Genomic DNA, 21,135 nt, shown 5'->3' with positions numbered 1-21,135 from the left:
CATGATTAGTTTTTTTACGAAAAAATATTTTTTAAAAGATTTACTAGAAGACTTTGTAGATATACATAATCACATACTTCCTGGTATAGATGATGGCGCCAAAACAGTAGAAGAATCTTTGAGTTTAATAAGCAAGATGAAAGATTTAGGTGTCAAAGAATTTATACCAACACCACACATTATGGAAGATTTCTATCCTAATACTGATGAAACTATTGGAAAAGCATATCAAAAGTTACTTGAATCCTTAAACACAAAAGAACTAAGTTCTACGCCAATAAACCCAGCAGCCGAGTATATGCTAGATAATAATTTTGAAAAATTATTAGAAAAAGAAAATTTATTTACCCTAAAAAAAAATTATATTCTGATTGAAATGTCTTATTTTCAACCTCCAATAAACTTAGAAGATCTTATTTTTAAAATTAAAAATAAAGGCTACCTACCTGTATTGGCTCATCCTGAACGATACTCCTTTTTCCACAATAAGTTAGAATATTATAAAAATTTAAAACAATTAGGGTGCTTTTTTCAACTTAATTTACTGTCATTAGGGGAGCATTATGGAAAGAGTGTACAAAAAAATGCTAGCTATTTAATTAATGAAAATTTAATTGATTTTGTAGCTACAGACTCACATAATGAAACACATGTAACAAAACTATCAAACCTATCTTTATCTAAAAATCAAGTCAAATTTTTACCTAATTTAATAAACAACACAAAGATTACATTTTCAGTAACTTAAATCTTTATCCTACTAAAAATACTTTTTTTAGTAGGTGTACCATAGTATCCATATTTTGCTCCATATCCAAAATTAGACTGCTTCACATCATTAACGACCAACATCATACCATTTAACTTTTTATCAGCATGCAATTCTTTGGCAAAATTTAATATTTGATTTTCGGTGCGATCTGCTCTTGTTAAATAAATAGTATGTCCAGCATATTGACTTATAAGTAACGTATCTGTAACTAACATTGCTGGAGCAGTATCAACTATCACATAATCATATTGGGTAGAAACTGACTCAAATAAATCTTTAATTCTACTACTCATTAATAATTCAGCAGGGTTTGGTGGTACCTTACCAGAAAGTAAAATATCTATTTTAATATCATTTATATTATACTCATTAATAGCTTCCCCTATTATTACAGATTTATCGACAAGATATTCTGTTAATCCAATTTCTGAAGGCACTTTGTTTTTTTGTTTTTTTATTGCCGAAAATATCTGAGGGTTTCTAATGTCTGCTCCAATTAACAAAACTCGCTTATTTGCATTTGCCATAGTAAGAGCCATATTTAAACTAAAGAAAGATTTACCTTCTCCGTTGATTGTAGATGTAACAAAAACAACATTTCCATATTGCTTTACATCTCTACCTCGGCTTACATAATCAAAGCTTGTTCTTATTATTCTGAACGATTCAGATAAAATAGATCTGTCATTACGTTCAATTAAACTTTTATCATTTCCAGTCACTCTAGGTATTTCACCAAGCACGGGTATATTTTTTATTATTTTTTCTAAATCTTCTTTATTATGTATTTTATTATCTAATAAATCTGACACATAAATAACCCCAAAAGGAATCAAAAATCCTAAAAATAGTGCCGCTATGTAAGTAATTCGTTTATTAGGTGAAATTGGCCCTCCTGAACTATTATATGCTTCATCAATTATTTCAGCACTAGGAGATGTAGCGGTTAAAGAAATAGTTGCTTCTTCTCTTTTTTCTAATAAATATAGATATAAAGACTCTTTTATACCTTGCTTTCTTTCAATTGATCTTAATTTTCGTTCTTGCCCAGGTACAGAATATATTTTAGAATTAATTCTTTCCGATTGATTTTCTAAACTCCCAATTTGAATTCTAAGAGATTTTGTAGAGTTATTTATATTTTGTTGAAGATTTTGTTTAATATCATTCAATGTTTGATCCAATTCTATAACTACAGGGTTTTGCTCTCCAGCACTATTTAAAAGTGTTTTTCTTCTCTCTAGTAGCTCATTGTATCTGATAGAAAGTCCAGAGATTGATGCATCACCCATTCCCAAATTAGAAGGTATGGATTCTAAATTTTCCTCTCCTAGCGATTGATTCATAAAGTTCAATTGACTTAGCTGTGTTTTTGCCGCATCTAATTGTTGTCCATTAAGAGCACTTGAATTTAAAAACTGGCCAGCTTCAGAAGCAACATCTGTAACCTTATTACTTGTTTTAAAATTGACAATACTACTATCAACACTAACTAAATCCAATGCGATTAAGTCTACACGATCACTAATAAAGTCAGCTGTTTTTTTTGAAATTTCATTTTTCCTTTTAATGGTGGATATATTATACTCATCAATTAAAGTATTAACAATATCCTTTGCTTTTTCTATAACAGGATCAGTTAAACTAACTTCAATGACTTTAGATGATTTTCCAGTTGGAGATATACTTATTCTACTCTTTAACGATTCTGCTAATACATCTATTTTTTTTAGGTTAACTCTTATATCATTACCTATATTTTTGTCAATAGCATTTGTAGTAGGAGTTATAATCATACCTCCAAAAAATGTTGGAATAGTTTCCCCAAAAACATACTTTTTTGGTTCATCATCAACATTAATACGATAATAAAAATCTGTAGAAGATATTATTTGAGTATAAAAATTAAAACTAGTATTATTTATAACACTATCTGATTCAATAAAATTCACCGCAATTGGGGCGTTTTTATAAATCTCAGATTCATAAACTCTTCCTTTAATAAAATACTGAATATTTAAACCTAATTCTTTAATAACATTTCTTAGAAAACTTCGTGATTTAATAACTTGTATTTCATCTTCTACTTTAGCATCTTCATTTTCTGAAAAAAGCGATAAATCATTAAATGCTCCAGATGAAGAGTCTTTATTATCTAACAATTTTATTTTAGCAACCGCTAAGTATTGTGGGGTTGTATATCTCAAATATGCATATGAAATAGCGAAACAAATAATAATGGATAAAACAAACCATTTCCATTTTTTAAAATAAACTGATAGAGTTCTTTTAAGATTAAAATCTTCAGAATTATTATTTGATAAATTTTCCATTCCTCCTGATACCATAATAAATTTCTAGTTTCTAGTTACAAAAATAAGTGCAGAAGTTAATATAAAAGAAGTAATAGTTATTATAGTTCCTATTCTTGTATCTCCTGAAGCAGAGCTTATTGCAGAATTATTAGGCTCAATATATATATAATCATTTTGAGTTAAATAATATACAGGCGAATTAAAAACTTCTTTATTTGTTAAATCTACCCGTGTATATGTTTTAGTACCATTAAAATCTCTAACAATCAACACATTATCACGCCTACCTTTAATAGTTAAATCTCCTGCTAACGCGAGTGCTTCTAAAATAGAAATACGCTCTCCTGAAACAGAATAAACACCAGGGTTTCTTACCTCTCCTGTAACAGTAATTCTAAAATTGAGTACACGAATAATAATTACAGGGTCTTTAAGTAAATTACCTTCTGAAAATTTTTTCTTAAATAAATCTTTCGCTTCTTCAATTGTTAAGCCTAATAATTTAATTTTTCCTAAAACTGGATAATCTATATTACCCTCAATATCAATCAAATAATCTATCAACTGACCTTGAGATCCAGTTTCTAGCATAATATTATATGGCCTGGCAACATCTGGAACTGCTGTTGAAACATAAATACTTACTATATCTCCAACTTTTAATTTAGCTGCAAATGTATCCGTGTCAACAATAGTTTCAAAGTTTTTAGCATTTTGAAAATAAACAATATCTTGTTTTGTGGCACATGATGTTGTTAACAAAATAACAAATAGGAATACTACAAATAAAAATTTACTTTTTAACTTAGGAATTATCATCTATAAAATTATTTGGGAAAAATACTGTTTTTAATATTATAAATTATTATAGGTAGTTTTATCTGATTTGTTATCCAAAACACCTTTAACTTTCTTAAAAATTTGAACACGCTTATCAAAACGCTCATAATCCGAATTATTAGATTTATATTCTGGAATTAATCGTTTCATTTTCATAACGATATTGTTATTTTGAAAACGATTAGTAATACATAATTCTTCTATTTCAAATTTTATACTAGCATAATCAAGCTCTCTTGTCTTGCTAATCATTATTTTTTTATGATAAGTTGACAATGTGTTTTCTCCATTAGCTAGCAACTCTTCATAAAGCTTTTCTCCTGGTCGCAATCCTGATATTTTAATATCAATATCTTCTGGAAATCTTAAACCTGAAAGTTTTATCATGTTTTTAGCAAGGTCGTATATTTTAACAGATTCACCCATATCGAAAATAAATATTTCACCTCCTTTCCCCATAGTTGCTGCCTCTAAAACTAATTGAGAAGCTTCTGGGATTGTCATAAAATATCTAGTAATATCTTTGTGTGTTAATGTTAATGGTCCTCCATTCTCAATTTGCTTTTTAAATAAAGGAATCACAGAGCCATTAGAACCTAAAACATTACCAAATCTAGTTGTAATAAATTTAGTTTTACTTTCCTTTTGCAAACAACTAATATACATTTCTGCCATTCTTTTAGTTGCACCCATAACACTTGTTGGATTTACAGCTTTATCCGTTGAAACAAAAACAAACTTTTTAACATTGTAGCGAGATGATGTATCAGCTAAAAGCTTGGTGCCATTTACATTAATTTTAATAGCTTCATATGGAGACTGCTCCATTAAAGGTACATGCTTATATGCAGCAGCATGAAACACCATAGTTGGCTTATGCTCTTGAAAAATATTATCCATTCTTAAACCATCTCTAATATCTGCGACAATGGCTGTGAAATTATGTTTTCCTCCACGTTTTAAATCTTGCTGAACATCATATAATGCTGATTCCGCCTGATCTACTAATATTAAATGTTTTACATCAAAATTTGAAAGTTGATAAACAAGTTCACTTCCAATAGATCCAGCCGCTCCTGTAATTAAAACAACTTCACCTGTAAACTCATTAACTAAATTCGGATTATTAATTTGTATTGGAGCTCTCCCTAAAAGATCTTCAATTTGAATTTGCTTAATTTGTTTAACATTTAATTCGCCATTAATCCAGTTTTCAATGGGTGGCACCTTTGTTACTTTAACCTTTAAATCAACTAAACTAATCAAGTTGTCTTTTTTAAGCTTTTCAGAAGTCACGATAATTTCATCAATATTATTAGAATCAATATAATCTTGAGTAATCTTGTTTTTACATAGTATTAAAATTCCATCAATAGACTTACCTTCCTTTATATAATCATCATTTATAAACCCAACAATATTGAATTTTTCTTTAACATTATTTATTAAGGCATTGTAGGTTACAATAGCAGAATCTCCTACTCCATAAATTAATACTTTTTTACAAACAACATATTTCTGCTTTAAATAGTTATATGTCATTTTAAAAATCAAACGAGCTCCACTTAATGCCACAAAACTAAAAAATGCGTGAATAACTATAATCGATCTAGGTATTGTAAACCCAGAAACAAAATTTAAATTTAAATTTATATAAACTAAAAAAGCAGTAACTAATGACATTAACAAAACGGATTTAAAAACGTTTACAACATCTGTAAAACCAGTATGCCTAATAACACTTTTAAAAGAACCAACAACTAAAAAACTTACTGAGGCTACAATAATTAAAAAAGGTAACTCAAGTAAAAATTGATCAATATCAAATTTCAAAGTAAAATTAAATCTAACAAAATAAGCTGAAAAAAAAGTAAATAAAATAATACATAAATCGATACAAAACACGAGCCATTTTGATGCATATTTTTGAGAAAGATAAACAAAGTAATTATTTAACATAAGTGGGGGGTTTTCAATATTTGGGTAATTATTCTATTTAAATCATTTTTACTTAAATTCGATCCGCTTGGTAAACAAAGTCCTTTTTCAAAAAGTTCTTCTGATGTACCATCGGTAAAATGTAAACAATCTTTAAAAACAGGCTGTAAATGCATAGGTTTCCATAAAGGCCTAGATTCAATATCATCTTCTAATAATTTAAGCCTTATTTGTTCTCTTGATATATATGAATCTGTTTTAATACAAGTAATCCATCTATTAGAAAAGAAACCATCAGGTTCTTCTAAAAAAGAAATGCTATCATATTTATTTAGATTTTCTTTATAAAAATCATAGTTTTTTCTTCTAGCAGCTACTCTTTCATCTAACACTTCCATTTGTCCTCTTCCAATACCAGCTAAAACATTACTCATTCTATAATTAAAACCAACTGATGAATGTTCATAATGAGGAGCATTATCTCTGGCCTGTGTAGAATAAAACACAGCTTTATTCTTGGTTTCTATATCACTTGCAACTAAGGCTCCACCACCTGAAGTAGTAATTATTTTATTACCATTAAATGACAATATACCTATATCAGAAAGGTTAGCACAGGCTCTATTAAAATAAGTGCTCCCTAAAGCTTCAGCACTATCTTCTATAACAGGTATATTATATTTTTTGGCTATTGAATTTATTTCATTTGCTTTATAAGGCATGCCATAAAGATGTACTGCTATAATGGCCTTAGGTTTTTTATGATTTTGAATTCTATCTCTGATAGCTATTTCTAACAACTCGGGAGATATATTCCATGTGTCTTTTTCACTATCAATAAATACTGGAGTTGCACCTTGATATATTATAGGGTTAGCTGAAGCTGAAAATGTAAAACTTTGACATAATACTTCATCTCCTTTAGTAACACCTATCAATTGTAATGCTAAATGTATGGCAGCTGTACCAGAACTAAGGGCTGCAACATATGAATCTCCACCTAAATATTGTTCTATATCTTTCTCAAAACCATCAACATTTGGGCCTAACGGAGCTATCCAATTCGTTTCAAAAGCTTCATTTACAAACTTTTGTTCAGATCCACCCATGTGAGGCGACGATAAGTATATTTTAGTTTTTGTTAGCATTCCCTTTTTTTAGACACAACGAATCAATATCGTCACATAGACAATAAAATTAAATTTTAAAATTTTTCAAGGTTTTCCTCTTATGGTACATAAAACAAAATTGTTTCAAATTATAGTTTTAAAACTTAATTTATAAATAGAAAAATGATAATTTAAAATATGTCTAATCTAAAATTGAGGGTTAGATTAAGTCTGTATGTTATTTTTTAATTATCAATAAACTATTAAATTAATATGCTATTAATCAATTCAATCTTGGTTTTGATGATACAAATTTAACAATACTTTTTAAAGTACCATCTGTTGATTTATGTAATTCGCTAAAAGAGTATTTAAAAACGGTTAAATACATTTTATCATTTAGTTCAAAGTGAAATTATGTAACTCATCGATTTTTGATTATTTTTAGCTTTTTAGTTTCATTATTCAGCAATCAAGTCATAATATCCATTAAACTTTTTCTAAAAAAATATTTTATCGATAATTTTAACAAAAACTTGAATTTCATCGGTAAAAACGAAACCTTAATGTAATAGTTATCTTAATTACATTTATTTTTTTAATATTTGCTACTGTTAATCAACCCCCAATATTTAAATGACTAACCAGCAAGTTGAAATTTTAAAAGATAAACGTATTCTCGTAACAGGTGGGGCAGGTTTTATTGGTTCAAATTTGTGTGAAGAATTATTGTCAAACAATATAAATGTTGTTTGTTTAGATAATTTTTCGACAGGAAAAAAAGAAAACATTACTCCTTTTTTAAAGGACAAAAACTTTGAATTAATTACTGGAGATATTCGTAATTTAAAGGATTGCGCTATTGCTTGTAAAAACATAGATTTTGTTTTGCATCAAGCAGCATTAGGATCGGTACCAAGATCGATAAACGATCCAATAACTACTAATAACGTTAATATATCTGGTTTTTTAAATATGCTAGTTGCAGCAAGAGACGCTGGAGTTAAGCGTTTTATTTATGCCGCTAGCTCATCAACATATGGAGATCATGAAGCACTTCCAAAAGTAGAAGACACTATTGGCACCCCACTTTCTCCTTATGCTATAACAAAATACGTAAATGAATTATATGCTAATATTTTTCATACCACATATAATTTTAATATTATAGGTCTTCGTTATTTCAATGTTTTTGGAAAAAGACAAGATCCTAATGGTGCTTATGCGGCAGTAATCCCTCTTTTTGTAAAGCAATTTATTAATCATGAATCTCCTATAATTAATGGAGACGGCAGTTACTCCAGAGACTTTACTTATATAGATAATGTTATTCAAATGAATATACTTGCCATAACAACTTCTAATGAAGCTGCGTTAAACACAATATATAATGTGGCATGCGGTGAACGAACCACTTTAACAGAATTAACAAAATTATTAAAAACCTATTTATCTAAATTTGATAAAAAAATTAATGATGTTGAAATCAAGTACAGAGAAAATAGAGTTGGTGATATCGCTCATTCATTGGCCTCAATAAATAAAGCAAAAGAATTATTAAATTACAAACCTAAATACAACATCAGTAAAGGCTTAAAAGAAGCTGTTACTTGGTATTGGGGAAATTTATAGAATTATGAGAATTAACAGCATTTGTTGTATTGGAGCTGGCTACGTAGGGGGACCAACCATGGCGGTAATAGCAAAAAACAATCCGCATATAAAAGTAACGATTGTAGATATTAATACAGAACGCATAGCTGCATGGAATGATGCAGATTTATCTAAGCTACCCATTTATGAACCTGGTTTAGCAGATATTGTAAGTGAAACAAGAAACAAGAACTTATTTTTTTCTACAGATATAGATAAGGCTATAGATGAATCTGAAATGATTTTTATTTCTGTAAATACCCCTACCAAAACTTATGGAAAAGGAAAAGGGATGGCAGCAGATTTAAAGTACATTGAATTATGTGCTCGAAATATTGCAGAGGTTTCAAAAACAGATAAAATAGTTGTTGAAAAATCAACCTTACCTGTTAGAACCGCTGAAGCTATCAAAAGTATATTACATAATACGGGAAATGATATTAATTTTAATATTTTATCAAACCCTGAATTTTTAGCTGAAGGAACAGCAGTTCAAGATTTATTAAACCCAGATCGTGTTTTAATAGGTGGTGAATCTGAAGAAGCTATTGATAGTTTAGCTAAAGTTTATGGTAGTTGGGTTTCAAATGATAAAATTTTAAAAACAAATTTATGGTCTTCAGAATTATCAAAACTTACAGCTAATGCCTTTTTAGCGCAACGTATATCATCTGTAAATTCTATATCAGAATTATGTGAACTTACAGGCGCTAATGTTAACGAAGTTGCTAAAGCAATTGGTATGGATTCTAGAATAGGATCAAAGTTTCTAAAAGCTTCAGTTGGTTTTGGTGGCTCTTGCTTTCAAAAAGATATATTAAACCTTGTATATATAGCTAGAAGTTATAATCTAAATGAAGTAGCCAATTATTGGGAGCAAGTTATTATCATGAACGACCATCAAAAGAGACGTTTCTCAGATCGTTTAATAAAAACCTTATATAATACAGTTTCAGGAAAAACCATTGGTATGCTTGGTTGGGCTTTTAAAAAAGACACGAACGACACCAGAGAATCAGCTGCTATTTATGTAGCAGATCATTTACTAAGCGAACAAGCTCAAGTTTCTGTTTACGACCCCAAAGTTTCTTATGTTAAAATTCAAACCGATTTAAACTATTTGAATACCAGAACAGAACAAGAAAATGAAGCTGGTTTAAGCACTTCATCGTCCCCCTATGATGCTTTAAAAGGTGCGCATGCCGTAGCTATAATGACAGAATGGGATGAGTTTAAAACTTATAATTGGAAGCAGATATACGCAAATATGAAAAAACCGGCTTTCATTTTTGATGGTCGCAGTTTATTAGACAAATCTGAAATGGAAAAAATAGGATTTATATATTATTCAATTGGTCAATAAGAATCATGAAAAAAGATAAAATAGCCATTATTGGGTTGGGTTATGTTGGACTGCCTTTAGCACGACTTTTTGCAACAAAATATGCTGTTGTTGGATTTGATATTAACAACCAAAGGCTTAATGAGTTACAATCTGGTCTTGATGTAACACTTGAAATAGACAAAGATATTTTAAAAGCAGTTTTAAAAATTACCAACAATACAAATAAAGGGTTATTTTGTTCATCAAATTTAGAAGACATTGAAGATTGCAATTATTATATTATAACTGTTCCTACTCCTGTTGATAAAAATAATCGTCCAGATTTAACACCTCTATTTAAAGCAAGTAAAACCGTTGGAAAAGTCCTTAAAAAAGGAGATATAGTAATTTATGAGTCAACAGTATATCCGGGTGCAACGGAAGATGAATGTGTTCCAGTTTTAGAAAAAATTAGCGAATTAATATTTAATAAAGATTTTTATGCAGGCTATTCTCCAGAACGTATCAACCCGGGAGATAAAGAACATACCGTCGATAAAATATTAAAAGTAACTGCCGGTTCTACTCCAGAAACTGGTATAAAAGTAACTAATTTATATGCCAGTGTTATTACTGCAGGAACATACCTTGCTCCTACTATTAAAGTGGCAGAAGCTGCTAAAGTTATTGAAAACTCACAACGCGATATCAATATAGCTTTTGTAAATGAATTAGCTAAGATTTTTAACCTTATGGATATTGACACTCATGCTGTATTAGAAGCTGCTGGAACAAAATGGAATTTTTTACCATTTAAACCTGGATTAGTAGGTGGGCATTGTATTGGTGTAGACCCTTACTATTTGGCTCAAAAAGCACAAGAACTAGGGTATATTCCAGAGATTATTTTGGCAGGAAGACGGGTTAATGATAGCATGGGGCAATATGTAGCCTCTGAAGTTATCAAACTCATGGTTAAAAATGATATTCGCATTAAAGAAGCTGAAATTTTAATTTTAGGGATTACATTTAAAGAAAATTGTCCAGATGTAAGAAATACTAAAACAATAGATATAATTAATCAATTTCAAAGTTTTGGAACTCAAGTTACTATATATGATCCTTGGGCAAATCCTAAAATAGTTAAAAAAGAATATAACTTGAATACAATACAAAAAAAACCTAATACCAAATTTGATGCTATAATATTAAGTGTAGCTCATAATGATTTTCTTAAAGAAAATTTTTCAAGTTTATTAAAATCTAATGGAGTTTTGTATGATATTAAAGGTGTTTTAAAAGACTTAAATTGTAATCGGTTATAATGAAAATGAATCAACTTAAAGGAGGTGCTGCTTTATCTTATGTTAGCATCTTCCTAACAAATATTGTTGGATTATTGCTCACACCTTTTATTATTCGTTCATTAGGTAGTGCGGAATATGGATTATATACCATGATAGGAGCATTAATTGGTTATATAACTATTTTAGATTTTGGACTTAATAAAACTGTTATTAGATTTGTTGCAAAATTTCATGCTACAAAAGATAAGATTGGTGAAGAAAATTTTTTAGCACATAGCTTTATAATGTATGCTTTTATATCGCTTTTAGTAACCATTGTAGGATTAACATTTTATTATAATCTTGAAGGTTTATATGGAGAAACCTTAACTTCAGATCAATTAGAAAAAGCCAAGTTAATGATACTAATTTTAGTATTCAACCTCGCTATTTCTGCTCCTGGAGGGGCTTTTGCAGGTATTTGTTTTGGACATGAATTATTTATTTTACCAAAAACAATTAATATTTTCAAATATGTATTTAGAAGTGTTCTGGTTTTAGCAATACTAATATATGGTGGAGACTCTGTTTCATTAGTTATAATGGACACTGTGCTTAATATAATTATGATATTTGTTAATGCATACATAGTTTTTAAAATACTAAATGTTCGAATAAAAATGCATAAATATGATAAGAAAATGTTTGTTAACATATTAAGTTTTTCTATCTGGCTGTTTGTGTTTTCTTTAATTCATCTATTTAGATGGCAATTTGGGCAATTAATTATTGGGCTTTATTATTCTACTACAGTTGTAGCAATATATGCTGTAGGTAGCACATTGGGTAATTATTATGGTGCTTTTTCATCAGCTATTTCCTCTGTTTTTTTACCTAGAGCAATGCAAGTAACTGTATCCAATATACAAAAACAGGAACTCACATCCCTATTCATAAAAATTTCTAGAATTATCTTATTTGTTTTATTATTTATTCTTGGCTGCTTTATTATTGTAGGAAAAGATTTTATTTATTTTTGGGTTGGTGAAGAATATAATATGGCCTATTATTACGCTATTGTTATAATGTTTGGTTTGACACCTACTTTAAGTCAAGGCTTTGCTAATAATATTCTAGAAGCAAAAAACTTATTAGTTTTTAGAGGTAAACTACTTTTAAGTTTAACAATATTAGGCGTTGTAATTGGTTTTTTTGTTGTACAAAAATTTGGAGTTTTAGAAATGATTATTGTCACTGTTTTCTTTTTACTTCTTGAAAGAATATTAATAATACCATTTTATATAAATAAAGCAAATCTAGATATGAAAAGGTATTACAAAGAAATTAGTCCTATCTTTCTTTCTTTAATACTTGCGCTTTGCTTTTATTTAATAAATTATTACTTTTTACCAAATAAGAATGTTTTAGTACTAATTTTAAATTTAGTTGTTTATTCAATAATTTACATTGTATTTAGCAAATTTATAATGACCAAGTATGAAAAAGAATTATTAATATCTACAATACAAAAAGTACCAATCCTAAATAAAACACTCTAATATTTATCAAAATGAAAAAAATTTTATTTGTACATCCTGATTTAAGAGGTGGCGGTGCTGAAAAGGTTTTGGTAAATATGATTAATAGTTTAGATGTAAATAAATATCAAATAATACTATTAACAATATTTGAAGAAGGTATTAATAAAGAAATTCTTTCAAATAGAATAAAGCATAAATACGTGTTTAAAAAGGTATTTAGAGGTTGGTCTCTGATACAAAAATTATTCAGTCCAAAAAATTTATTTAATAATATTATCAAGGATGAATACGACCTTATTGTTGCGTATTTAGAAGGCGTACCAACACGTATTGTAGGTGGTTGTAATGTAAAACACACAAAAACTGTATCATGGGTACATGTCGATTTAAATGGTTTTAATATTGAAAAATTATTTAAATCTAAAAAAGAAATGAATGAAATTTATTTAAAATATGATGCTATTGTTGGGGTTTCTCAAACAGCCTTAAAATCTTTACAAAAAAAAATCCCAGCATTAGACAAAAATAAACTTCATGTTATACATAATGTAGTAGACATTAATTTAATAATTTCAGATGGAAACAAAAATGTAGACGATATAACTTTTATAACTAAAAACAATATAAACTTATGCTCGGTTGGTAGATTAGCAAATCAGAAAGGATATATAAGACTATTTAATATACTTGCTAAACTGGTTAAAGAAAATTTTAACTTTCATTTTTATTTAATTGGAGAAGGCGAACACAAAGAAAAGCTTTCTAGCATAATTGCAAATGAAAAATTAGAAAATCATATTACTTTACTAGGTTTTAAAAACAACCCACATAAGTATGTTAAAAAGTGTGACTTATTCGTTTGCTCATCATACCAAGAGGGCTTTAGCACTGCCGTTACAGAATCCATATTACTTGGGACACCTGTTATTACAACAAATTGCGCTGGTATGGAAGAAATTTTAGTTAATGGTTTGTACGGAAAAATAGTCGACAATTCTGACGAAGCACTCTATGAAGGTTTAAAAGAATTACTAAGTAATACTGTAGCTATTAATAATTACAAAGTAAAAGTAAAAAAAAGGTCAGAAGATCTTCAAAAGAAAAATAACATTAATGAAATTGAGAACTTTTTTGATACTTTATTATTAAATTAAATATTTTATGTTAATACCCTTACTTGTATTCCTACTCATTATATGTATAATTATAATACTCATATTCTATATTATAGAGATAAAGCCTTATTTGAATTTAAAAATTACTAGAAAATATGGTATGTTAAATAATAACACTCCTGATTTTGAATTCAAAGAGAAAGTTTTGAAGAGTGCACTAATCTCTTCAAAAAATGAAACACCAAAAATGTCTTTAGCTGATAATACTTTCTTTCCTATAGTTTTAGTAAGGGAAATTAATTTAAAACTTAAAAAAAACAACCGATTAAAGAACAGTTTTCCTAAGGGTTACCTACTCAATGGTATATTTGATTATGCCGACTCTGTAAACGATGAAAAAACATTACTCTATTTGGAGAGTATCACAAACAAATTTGTAATTGAACTTATTGAAAAACAAAACACTCTCAAATATATTGACCAAGTTACAATGGGAGTTGTAATTGTTAAACTTTATAAAAAAAATAAAAATTCTAAGTATAAAAATGCCTGTGAAATAATAATTAACTGGTTAATAAATAATATTAGCCCTAAATATGGAATAATTCTTTACAGACCCTACCTAGATTACCAATATGTAGATACATTAGGCATGATTTGTCCTTTCCTACTTTTATGCGCAACTATTTTAGATAAAAGTGAATTAATAGAATTATCAAATAAACAAATTGCGTTCTATATCAATAATGGTTTAAACGATGATAGAATACCATTTCATGCAATTGACCTAAAAAATAAAAATACCCCAATGGGATCTTGTAATTGGGGAAGAGGTATGGGATGGTATTTACTTGCCATTTCTGCTACTTTAAAATACACTAACTCTAATAATAATTCATCATACAATTTATTTGTTAAAGAGCTTAACCTTCTAAAACCAAATTTAAATAAATTCAAAAAAAATCATTATTGGGGTCAGTTTTTGGGGAGTTCAAAAAACTGGCATATTGACACTTCAGTTTCCTGTATGCTTTTTTACTCATTATCACTTATAAATGAAGAAATAGATTTCAATAATTTTTATCATTTCATAAAGCCTTTAACAACTAAAAAAGGAGATGTCGATTATACCTCTGGTGACACTGAAGATATTAATTTATATTCAAGAGAATATAATAAATCAGAATTAACACAAGGTTTACTATTGTCCATATTTAAAAACGAAATAATATTACATGAAAAAAATTTTAATTAAAAATTTTAAAAACTTAAACAATTACGGCTCTGGTATGATGGGGCTTGTAACAATTAGCAAACTTTATAACTTGTTAGACAAAAAAGTTGAATTTTATTCAGACCTTGATAAATATGCAGAATATGATCAGATACTTAAGGAACTTAATGAAGATATTATATTAAAAGTATTTAATGATAAAGATAAATTTAATAAAAGAAGTAACATCCCTGTTTTTAATAAGCTGCAAACCCTTAAAAGGATTTTATCTAACAAAGGCGCTGAAAATTTTGACATGTTAATAGTTTTAGGAGGAGATGATTTATCTGAGTATTATGGAAAGCATGTATGGCCACTACTATTATCATTTTACTCTTGGTCATATAAAACCAAAGTTGTTCTGCTAGGACAAAGCATTGGTCCTTTTAATTTTTTACCTAATAGGTTAATATTTAAAAAACTAGCTCAACGTTGTAAAATTTATTCAAGAGATAAATTTTGTTTCGATTATTTAAAAAATGATTTAGGAATTAAAAAAAATATAACATTAAGTGGGGATTTAGCTTTTTTAGATTTACCGCTACAAAAATCAATTGAATATCAAAATGAAATATTAAACAAGTTTAAGTTAACACCCAATTCATATATATGTATTGTAATTTCAGGCTTATTTGGTAAATACTATACTAGTAATAAGGAGGATTATTTTGACTCTTTCAAAAAGTTAATTTCAGTAATAAAGTCAAACCCAGCATTGAAAGACAAAAAAATATGTTTTCTTGCTCATACCTTTCCTCCTCATGGAAATGAAGCTGAACTACTCAATGAATTTGAAAATTATATAAATGATATTGACGGTCTTGTCTTTATCAAAGACAAAATTTATCAAGGTGCCGCTAGATTTATTTTAGGGAATGGTCTTTTTACTATTACGGGAAGAATGCATGCATCTGTTTCAACATTTCAAATGGAAAAACCATCAATTTCATTGGCATACAGTGTGAAATATAGAGGCGTAATAGGTGAGAATTTAAATCAAAGTAATTTAATAATTGAGGCAAATAATCCTGAATTATGGAGAAACAAAGAAATAGTTAATATTATATCAGATAAAATAAATTTTATTCTAAATAATTATGATAATCTAGTTTTAGATATTAAACAAAATATTGAACAACAAAAAACATTGGTAAATAAAGCTTTTAATGACCTTTTAAAAGATATCTAGTAAATGAAATTTTCAATTATTGTACCTGTTTTTAATTTAGAGAAACACATTTGCAAATGTATAGACTCTCTATTGAATCAAGATATTGAAATTAATGAATATGAAATTTTAATTATTAATGATGGTTCTACAGATTCAACAGAATTAAAATTAAGTAAATACACAAAAAAATATAGCAATGTGTTTTTATATAACAAATTAAATGGTGGTGTAAGTAGTTCACGTAATTTTGGCATAGATAAAGCTACTGGAGAGTATATTTTATTTGTAGATGGAGATGATTGGTTAAATCCCGATATATTAAGTGAAATTTATACTCAATTTAAAACTAAAGATTTGGAAGCCTTAAGATATGGTTATATTAAATCATACATAAATAAGAGTTTAAATAAAAGTATATATATTGAAAATAGTAAAATACCGACAGATGGATTAGATTTTATTATCAATTCTAAAACTGTTGAATTTTATCCTTGGTTATATTCTTTTTCAAATAAATTTCTTAAAGAGAATAATTTAAAATTTAATATAAACTTATCTTTTTGTGAAGATAAGGAGTTTTTAATTCGTGCATTGTCATTAACAAAAAAATTCATGAATTTTGAATTTATAGTTTATAATTATAACCTGAATAGAGAAAATGCTGTTTCATCTAAAATGTCCGTTAATAAAATCAAAGATTTAGTTGAAGCTAATTTTTTAATATATTTTTATGCAAAAACTATGATTCATAATATTAAACACAAAGAATATATAAAAACTGAAACTTTAAACTCAATAAAGAACTCTTACTACATATTATCAAGAAATAGTCTTTGGAATAAATTTTGGATATGGAACAAACTTTTAAAAAATAATTCTTTTCATAAAAAAATAAAGGTAAAAACCTTTGATAAACTTTTTGTTTTAAAAAAGAGTCCTCAAATTTTTTATATTATATTCTATTTTCCTAGGGCTTTTTATCATAAAATAATTAAAAATAGATTTTAAAATGGAGGGTTATATTTTAGAAAATTATCATTTTATTTATCATAATTTCATGCTCTTAGTATGCCTTATAACTTTCTTTCATACGCTTGTTCTTAAAGGCTATGAAAATAAAGTTTATAATTATAATCGAATATTTGGAATTTTAATTTTCTTAATTATTCTATTTTTTATTGGCTTAAGGCCTATTAATGGGAAATTTGTAGATATGACTACCTATGCGCATACTTTTAATCAATACAAATATGGATTAAGAGACTCTATAGAAGGTGATGCTGGTTTTGAATATTTTGTAAAATTTGCTTCTCAAATAATGTCAATTGAAGTTTTTTTTCTCATGTGTACATTAATTTACACATTGCCATTATATATAGCCTCTAAAAAATGGTTTCCAAATTATCATTTTTTTAGTTTTTTAATGCTTATTTCATCATTTTCATTCTTAACATATGGAGTAAATGGTATGCGAAATGGAATGGCTACATCTCTTTTTGTATTAGCATTGGCATATGGAAAAAAAGATAGAAAAAAAGCAATTTTATTCCTCGTTATTTCTTTGTTATTTCATAAAAGCATGTTACTCTTATTATTCGCATATATTATTACATATATAATAACAGATACAAAAAAATATTTTTTATTTTGGTTTTTATCTATTTTACTTTCTATTACTATGGGAGGTATTTGGGAGAATTTATTTGCTAAATTAGGATTTGGAGGAGATAGATTGTCTGGGTATTTAACTGCAAGTGCAGATGCTTCAAAATTCAGCTCTACTGGCTTTAGATATGATTTTCTTTTATATAGTGCTGCGCCTTTAGCCTTAGCATATTTTTATATTTTTAAGAAAGGCTTTAAAAGTGATGAATATAAGCACATACTGCATACATACATGATAGCTAATTCTTTCTGGATAATGGTAATAAGGGCTAATTTTTCAAACCGGTTTGCTTATTTATCTTGGTTTCTAATGGCCTTAGTTGTGGGCTACCCCTTATTTAAAGAAGTGTTCTGGAATAATCAATTTAAAAAAGTTGGTGTTATTACAATGATTTACTACGGCTTTACCTATTTTATGTATTATTATTACCAATATAGATAGTTTAAATAAAAAAAATTATGTTACTAAGTATTATCGTTCCTGTTTATAATGTTGAAATGCACCTTGTTTCTTGCATTGAAAGTATATACGTACAAGATTTGGAAAATAAAAAATATGAAGTTATTTGTGTAAATGATGGATCAACAGACAATAGCTTAAAAACATTACAAATACTTAATAAAAAACATAAAAATATAAAAATTATATCACAAAAAAATCAAGGTTTGAGTGGAGCTCGTAATACTGGATTAAACTCTGCAAGAGGGAAATACATTCTTTTTGTAGATTCAGATGATACTATCAAGCCAAATATTTTAAAAGAAATAACTGAAATTTGTACAAATAATAATTTGGATATATTAGAATTTGGAGCTGCTGGAATATCTGAAAATAATAAAATTATATATAAAAATCAAAATAGTTCAAATCAAAAAGTTTTAAATGGTGCAAGTTATCTCCAACAAATACCTTATATGAGTTCTGCCTGCAATAAGGTTTACCTTCTTAATTTTTTAAATAAAAACAACCTTCGCTTTATGGAGGGTGTATTTATTGAGGATATTGAATTTAATACAAGAGCCGTTTTTTTAAGCAAAAGAATTATGGCAATTAATACTATTATGGCGCTTTTTTTACAGAGAAAAGGCTCTATAACTAGAACAAAAAACTTTAAAAAAACAGAAAAAATGATATTCGATATTTTTACTGTACTTAAATCAATAAATGAGTTTACAGAACAAATAGTTACAGAAAAATCAATAGCTTACATACCATTAAAAAAAAGAGTATCATCACTAATCTCAACAATGTTATTAAGAGTTTTAATTGAAACCAATAATTATAAAATAAAAAATGAAATATTTAAAACTTTAAAGAAAGAAAAATTATACCCTACACAATATAAAGCAGAAACAAAAGGCAAACAATTATTTTTAAGTTTAGCAAATAATGAATTTATATTTTCTTTAATTTGTTATATCTCTTGTAAAATTAATATGTTAAAATCTTGATGAAAAATAATATAGCAATATTAATATTAGCTCACCACAATCTAGAACAATTATGTTTATTAATTAATCATTTACGAATAGACTTTGATGTATATGTTCAAATAGATAAAAAATCTAAGATAAATATACAAGAATTACCAAACTACAAAAATGTATTATATTATAAAGAAGTTGATGTTTATTGGGGGCATTTCAGTCAAATTTTAAATATGAAATTTATATTAAATAAAGCTTTCGAAAAAAGTTACCAACGCTATTGTTTTATTAGTGGAGATGATTTCCCAATTAAAAGTAACACATATATCTACAACTTTTTTAAAGAAAACAAAGAAAGCATTTATATGTTTTCCAATCCACTACCAATTGCAACTTGGGGATTTAACAAAGGGTTTGACAGAATAGAACGATACTGGTTCATGACATTTCACAACAGGACATTTGTTAAAATTTTAGGAAGAATTACATTAATAGTACAGCGATTTTTATTTATAAAAATCAATAAATTTCCTTTAAAGTATTATGCAGGTTCAAATTGGTTAAATTTAACACATGAAAGTGTTAAGCATATTTTTAAATTTTTAAAAGAAAACCCTAGATATTTAAGGAAACTTAAATACTCGCGAGCTACCGATGAAATATGGATACAAAGTATAATTATGAACAGCCCTTTAAAAAGCAAAGTAATAAATAATGATTTACGTTATATCGATTGGAATACAGGCCCTGAATTTCCAAGAATTTTAAATTTATCTGATTTTCATAAAATAAAAAAAAGTGAAGCATTATTCGCTAGAAAAATAAATATGAATAGTGATAAAAAGATTCTTGAAAAAATAATACAGTTAATAAAAAATTAGAGTGTTAAAAACTACTTTTAAATTTATCAAACTATACCACAAAATTAATGACAAATTTCAAAAATAATGAAATATTTTGGTGGAAACCAAAGCGGAAACTTAAAAATTTTTACATTCAAAAATATAATGTTGGTGATTTACTTTCTGCATACTTATGCCAAAAAATTTTAAACAGTAAAAATTTATCTCTGAATCCAAAAAGAAAAACTAATCAAAGAGTTTTGGCAATTGGTTCAATTATTCATTTTGCTAGAGAGAATGATATTATTTGGGGTTCAGGTATCAACGGTAAAATACCATTATCAGAAATTAAAGCTCGAAAATTAGATATTCGTTCTGTTAGAGGTCCAAAAACTGCTCAAATATTGAATGACTTTAGTATTCATACCCCTGATATCTACGGAGATCCTGCACTACTAATTTATAAGTTTATTCCAAAATTAGAAAAAAGATATGAGATTAGTATTATACCCCATTACAATCATATGAATGTAATTAATGAAACAACTCATAATATTATAAAACCAAATGAAAACATCGAAAGTTTCTGTAACAAAATATCAGCTTCTAATCTTATTATATCTAGTTCTTTACATGGTTTAATTATAGCTGAATCCTATGGTGTACCAGCAATATATTGGGATAATAATAACGGTGAAACTATCTTTAAATATGAAGATTATTATCAAGGCACTGGTAGGAAAACATTTAACAAAGGCAAAACAATTGCTGAATGTATTGAAATTGGAGGTAATGTGTTACCTTATTTCGATGAAGATAAATTATTAAACGCATTTCCCTTTGACTTTTTTACAACTAAATAA

General features: G+C 27.4%; 17 protein-coding genes. 13 read left to right on the top strand and 4 right to left on the bottom strand.

Features of this window, described 5'->3' with window-relative positions; all coding sequences use genetic code 11:
* Position 1 precedes the first annotated feature (1 nt).
* The gene (locus ACH5TW_RS05730) at positions 2 to 748 is read left to right on the top strand and encodes a tyrosine-protein phosphatase (protein WP_439335536.1); all 747 of its coding nucleotides are present in this window, start codon (positions 2 to 4) and stop codon (positions 746 to 748) included.
* Here the strand turns inward: ACH5TW_RS05730 and ACH5TW_RS05725 are convergent.
* The 4 genes from ACH5TW_RS05725 to ACH5TW_RS05710 are packed head-to-tail and all read right to left on the bottom strand — an operon-like array spanning position 745 to position 7,013.
* Positions 745 to 3,120, bottom strand: a complete 2,376-nt coding sequence (locus tag ACH5TW_RS05725) for a GumC family protein (RefSeq protein WP_439335535.1) — start codon at positions 3,118 to 3,120, stop codon at positions 745 to 747. The genes ACH5TW_RS05730 and ACH5TW_RS05725 overlap by 4 nt on opposite strands.
* Before the next feature lie 9 nt (positions 3,121 to 3,129).
* Positions 3,130 to 3,906, bottom strand: coding sequence for a polysaccharide biosynthesis/export family protein (locus tag ACH5TW_RS05720; protein WP_439335534.1), 777 nt, complete (start codon positions 3,904 to 3,906; stop codon positions 3,130 to 3,132).
* Between the two features lie 36 nt (positions 3,907 to 3,942).
* Positions 3,943 to 5,886: a polysaccharide biosynthesis protein gene (locus tag ACH5TW_RS05715; RefSeq protein WP_439335533.1), complete on the bottom strand. Its 1,944-nt coding sequence runs from the start codon at positions 5,884 to 5,886 to the stop codon at positions 3,943 to 3,945.
* On the bottom strand, positions 5,880 to 7,013 hold the full coding sequence (locus ACH5TW_RS05710) for a DegT/DnrJ/EryC1/StrS family aminotransferase (RefSeq protein WP_439335532.1): 1,134 nt from the start codon (positions 7,011 to 7,013) through the stop codon (positions 5,880 to 5,882). Before ACH5TW_RS05710 ends, ACH5TW_RS05715 begins: the two co-directional genes overlap by 7 nt.
* 597 nt (positions 7,014 to 7,610) lie before the next feature.
* Here ACH5TW_RS05710 and ACH5TW_RS05705 point away from each other — a divergent pair.
* The 12 genes from ACH5TW_RS05705 (at position 7,611) to ACH5TW_RS05650 (ending at position 21,135) form a co-directional block, all read left to right on the top strand.
* On the top strand, positions 7,611 to 8,606 hold the full coding sequence (locus ACH5TW_RS05705) for an SDR family oxidoreductase (RefSeq protein ID WP_439335531.1): 996 nt from the start codon (positions 7,611 to 7,613) through the stop codon (positions 8,604 to 8,606).
* 4 nt (positions 8,607 to 8,610) lie between these two features.
* Entirely contained in the window at positions 8,611 to 9,990 is a 1,380-nt protein-coding gene (locus ACH5TW_RS05700; protein ID WP_439335530.1) for a nucleotide sugar dehydrogenase, read from the top strand.
* A 5-nt stretch (positions 9,991 to 9,995) separates the two neighbouring features.
* Positions 9,996 to 11,276 (top strand): nucleotide sugar dehydrogenase, encoded by a 1,281-nt coding sequence (locus ACH5TW_RS05695; RefSeq protein WP_439335529.1) that lies wholly within the window; start codon positions 9,996 to 9,998, stop codon positions 11,274 to 11,276.
* 5 nt (positions 11,277 to 11,281) lie between these two features.
* A complete protein-coding gene (locus tag ACH5TW_RS05690) occupies positions 11,282 to 12,796 on the top strand; it encodes a lipopolysaccharide biosynthesis protein (protein ID WP_439335528.1) in 1,515 nt (504 codons plus the stop codon).
* A gap of 11 nt (positions 12,797 to 12,807) precedes the next feature.
* Entirely contained in the window at positions 12,808 to 13,932 is a 1,125-nt protein-coding gene (locus tag ACH5TW_RS05685; RefSeq protein WP_439335527.1) for a glycosyltransferase, read from the top strand.
* Between the two features lie 121 nt (positions 13,933 to 14,053).
* Positions 14,054 to 15,148 carry a glycoside hydrolase family 88 protein gene (locus ACH5TW_RS05680; RefSeq protein ID WP_439335526.1) on the top strand — a complete coding sequence of 365 codons (1,095 nt, stop codon included), beginning with the start codon at positions 14,054 to 14,056 and terminating at the stop codon, positions 15,146 to 15,148.
* Positions 15,129 to 16,355 carry a polysaccharide pyruvyl transferase family protein gene (locus ACH5TW_RS05675; RefSeq protein ID WP_439335525.1) on the top strand — a complete coding sequence of 409 codons (1,227 nt, stop codon included), beginning with the start codon at positions 15,129 to 15,131 and terminating at the stop codon, positions 16,353 to 16,355. The genes ACH5TW_RS05680 and ACH5TW_RS05675 overlap by 20 nt, the downstream gene beginning before the upstream one ends.
* Positions 16,356 to 16,358: 3 nt before the next feature.
* Positions 16,359 to 17,345, top strand: coding sequence for a glycosyltransferase family 2 protein (locus tag ACH5TW_RS05670; RefSeq protein ID WP_439335524.1), 987 nt, complete (start codon positions 16,359 to 16,361; stop codon positions 17,343 to 17,345).
* 1 nt (position 17,346) lies between these two features.
* Positions 17,347 to 18,444: an EpsG family protein gene (locus tag ACH5TW_RS05665; protein ID WP_439335523.1), complete on the top strand. Its 1,098-nt coding sequence runs from the start codon at positions 17,347 to 17,349 to the stop codon at positions 18,442 to 18,444.
* Positions 18,445 to 18,461: 17 nt separating this feature from the next.
* Positions 18,462 to 19,454, top strand: coding sequence for a glycosyltransferase (locus ACH5TW_RS05660; protein ID WP_439335522.1), 993 nt, complete (start codon positions 18,462 to 18,464; stop codon positions 19,452 to 19,454).
* Positions 19,454 to 20,311, top strand: coding sequence for a beta-1,6-N-acetylglucosaminyltransferase (locus ACH5TW_RS05655; RefSeq protein WP_439335521.1), 858 nt, complete (start codon positions 19,454 to 19,456; stop codon positions 20,309 to 20,311). Before ACH5TW_RS05660 ends, ACH5TW_RS05655 begins: the two co-directional genes overlap by 1 nt.
* A gap of 47 nt (positions 20,312 to 20,358) precedes the next feature.
* Positions 20,359 to 21,135: a polysaccharide pyruvyl transferase family protein gene (locus tag ACH5TW_RS05650; RefSeq protein ID WP_439335520.1), complete on the top strand. Its 777-nt coding sequence runs from the start codon at positions 20,359 to 20,361 to the stop codon at positions 21,133 to 21,135.

This window comes from Thalassobellus sediminis (genome assembly GCF_044386045.1).
Lineage (GTDB): Bacteria > Bacteroidota > Bacteroidia > Flavobacteriales > Flavobacteriaceae > Thalassobellus > Thalassobellus sediminis.
Note: the sequence above shows the minus strand (reverse complement) of the source record. Positions and strands in the feature narration are given on the sequence as shown.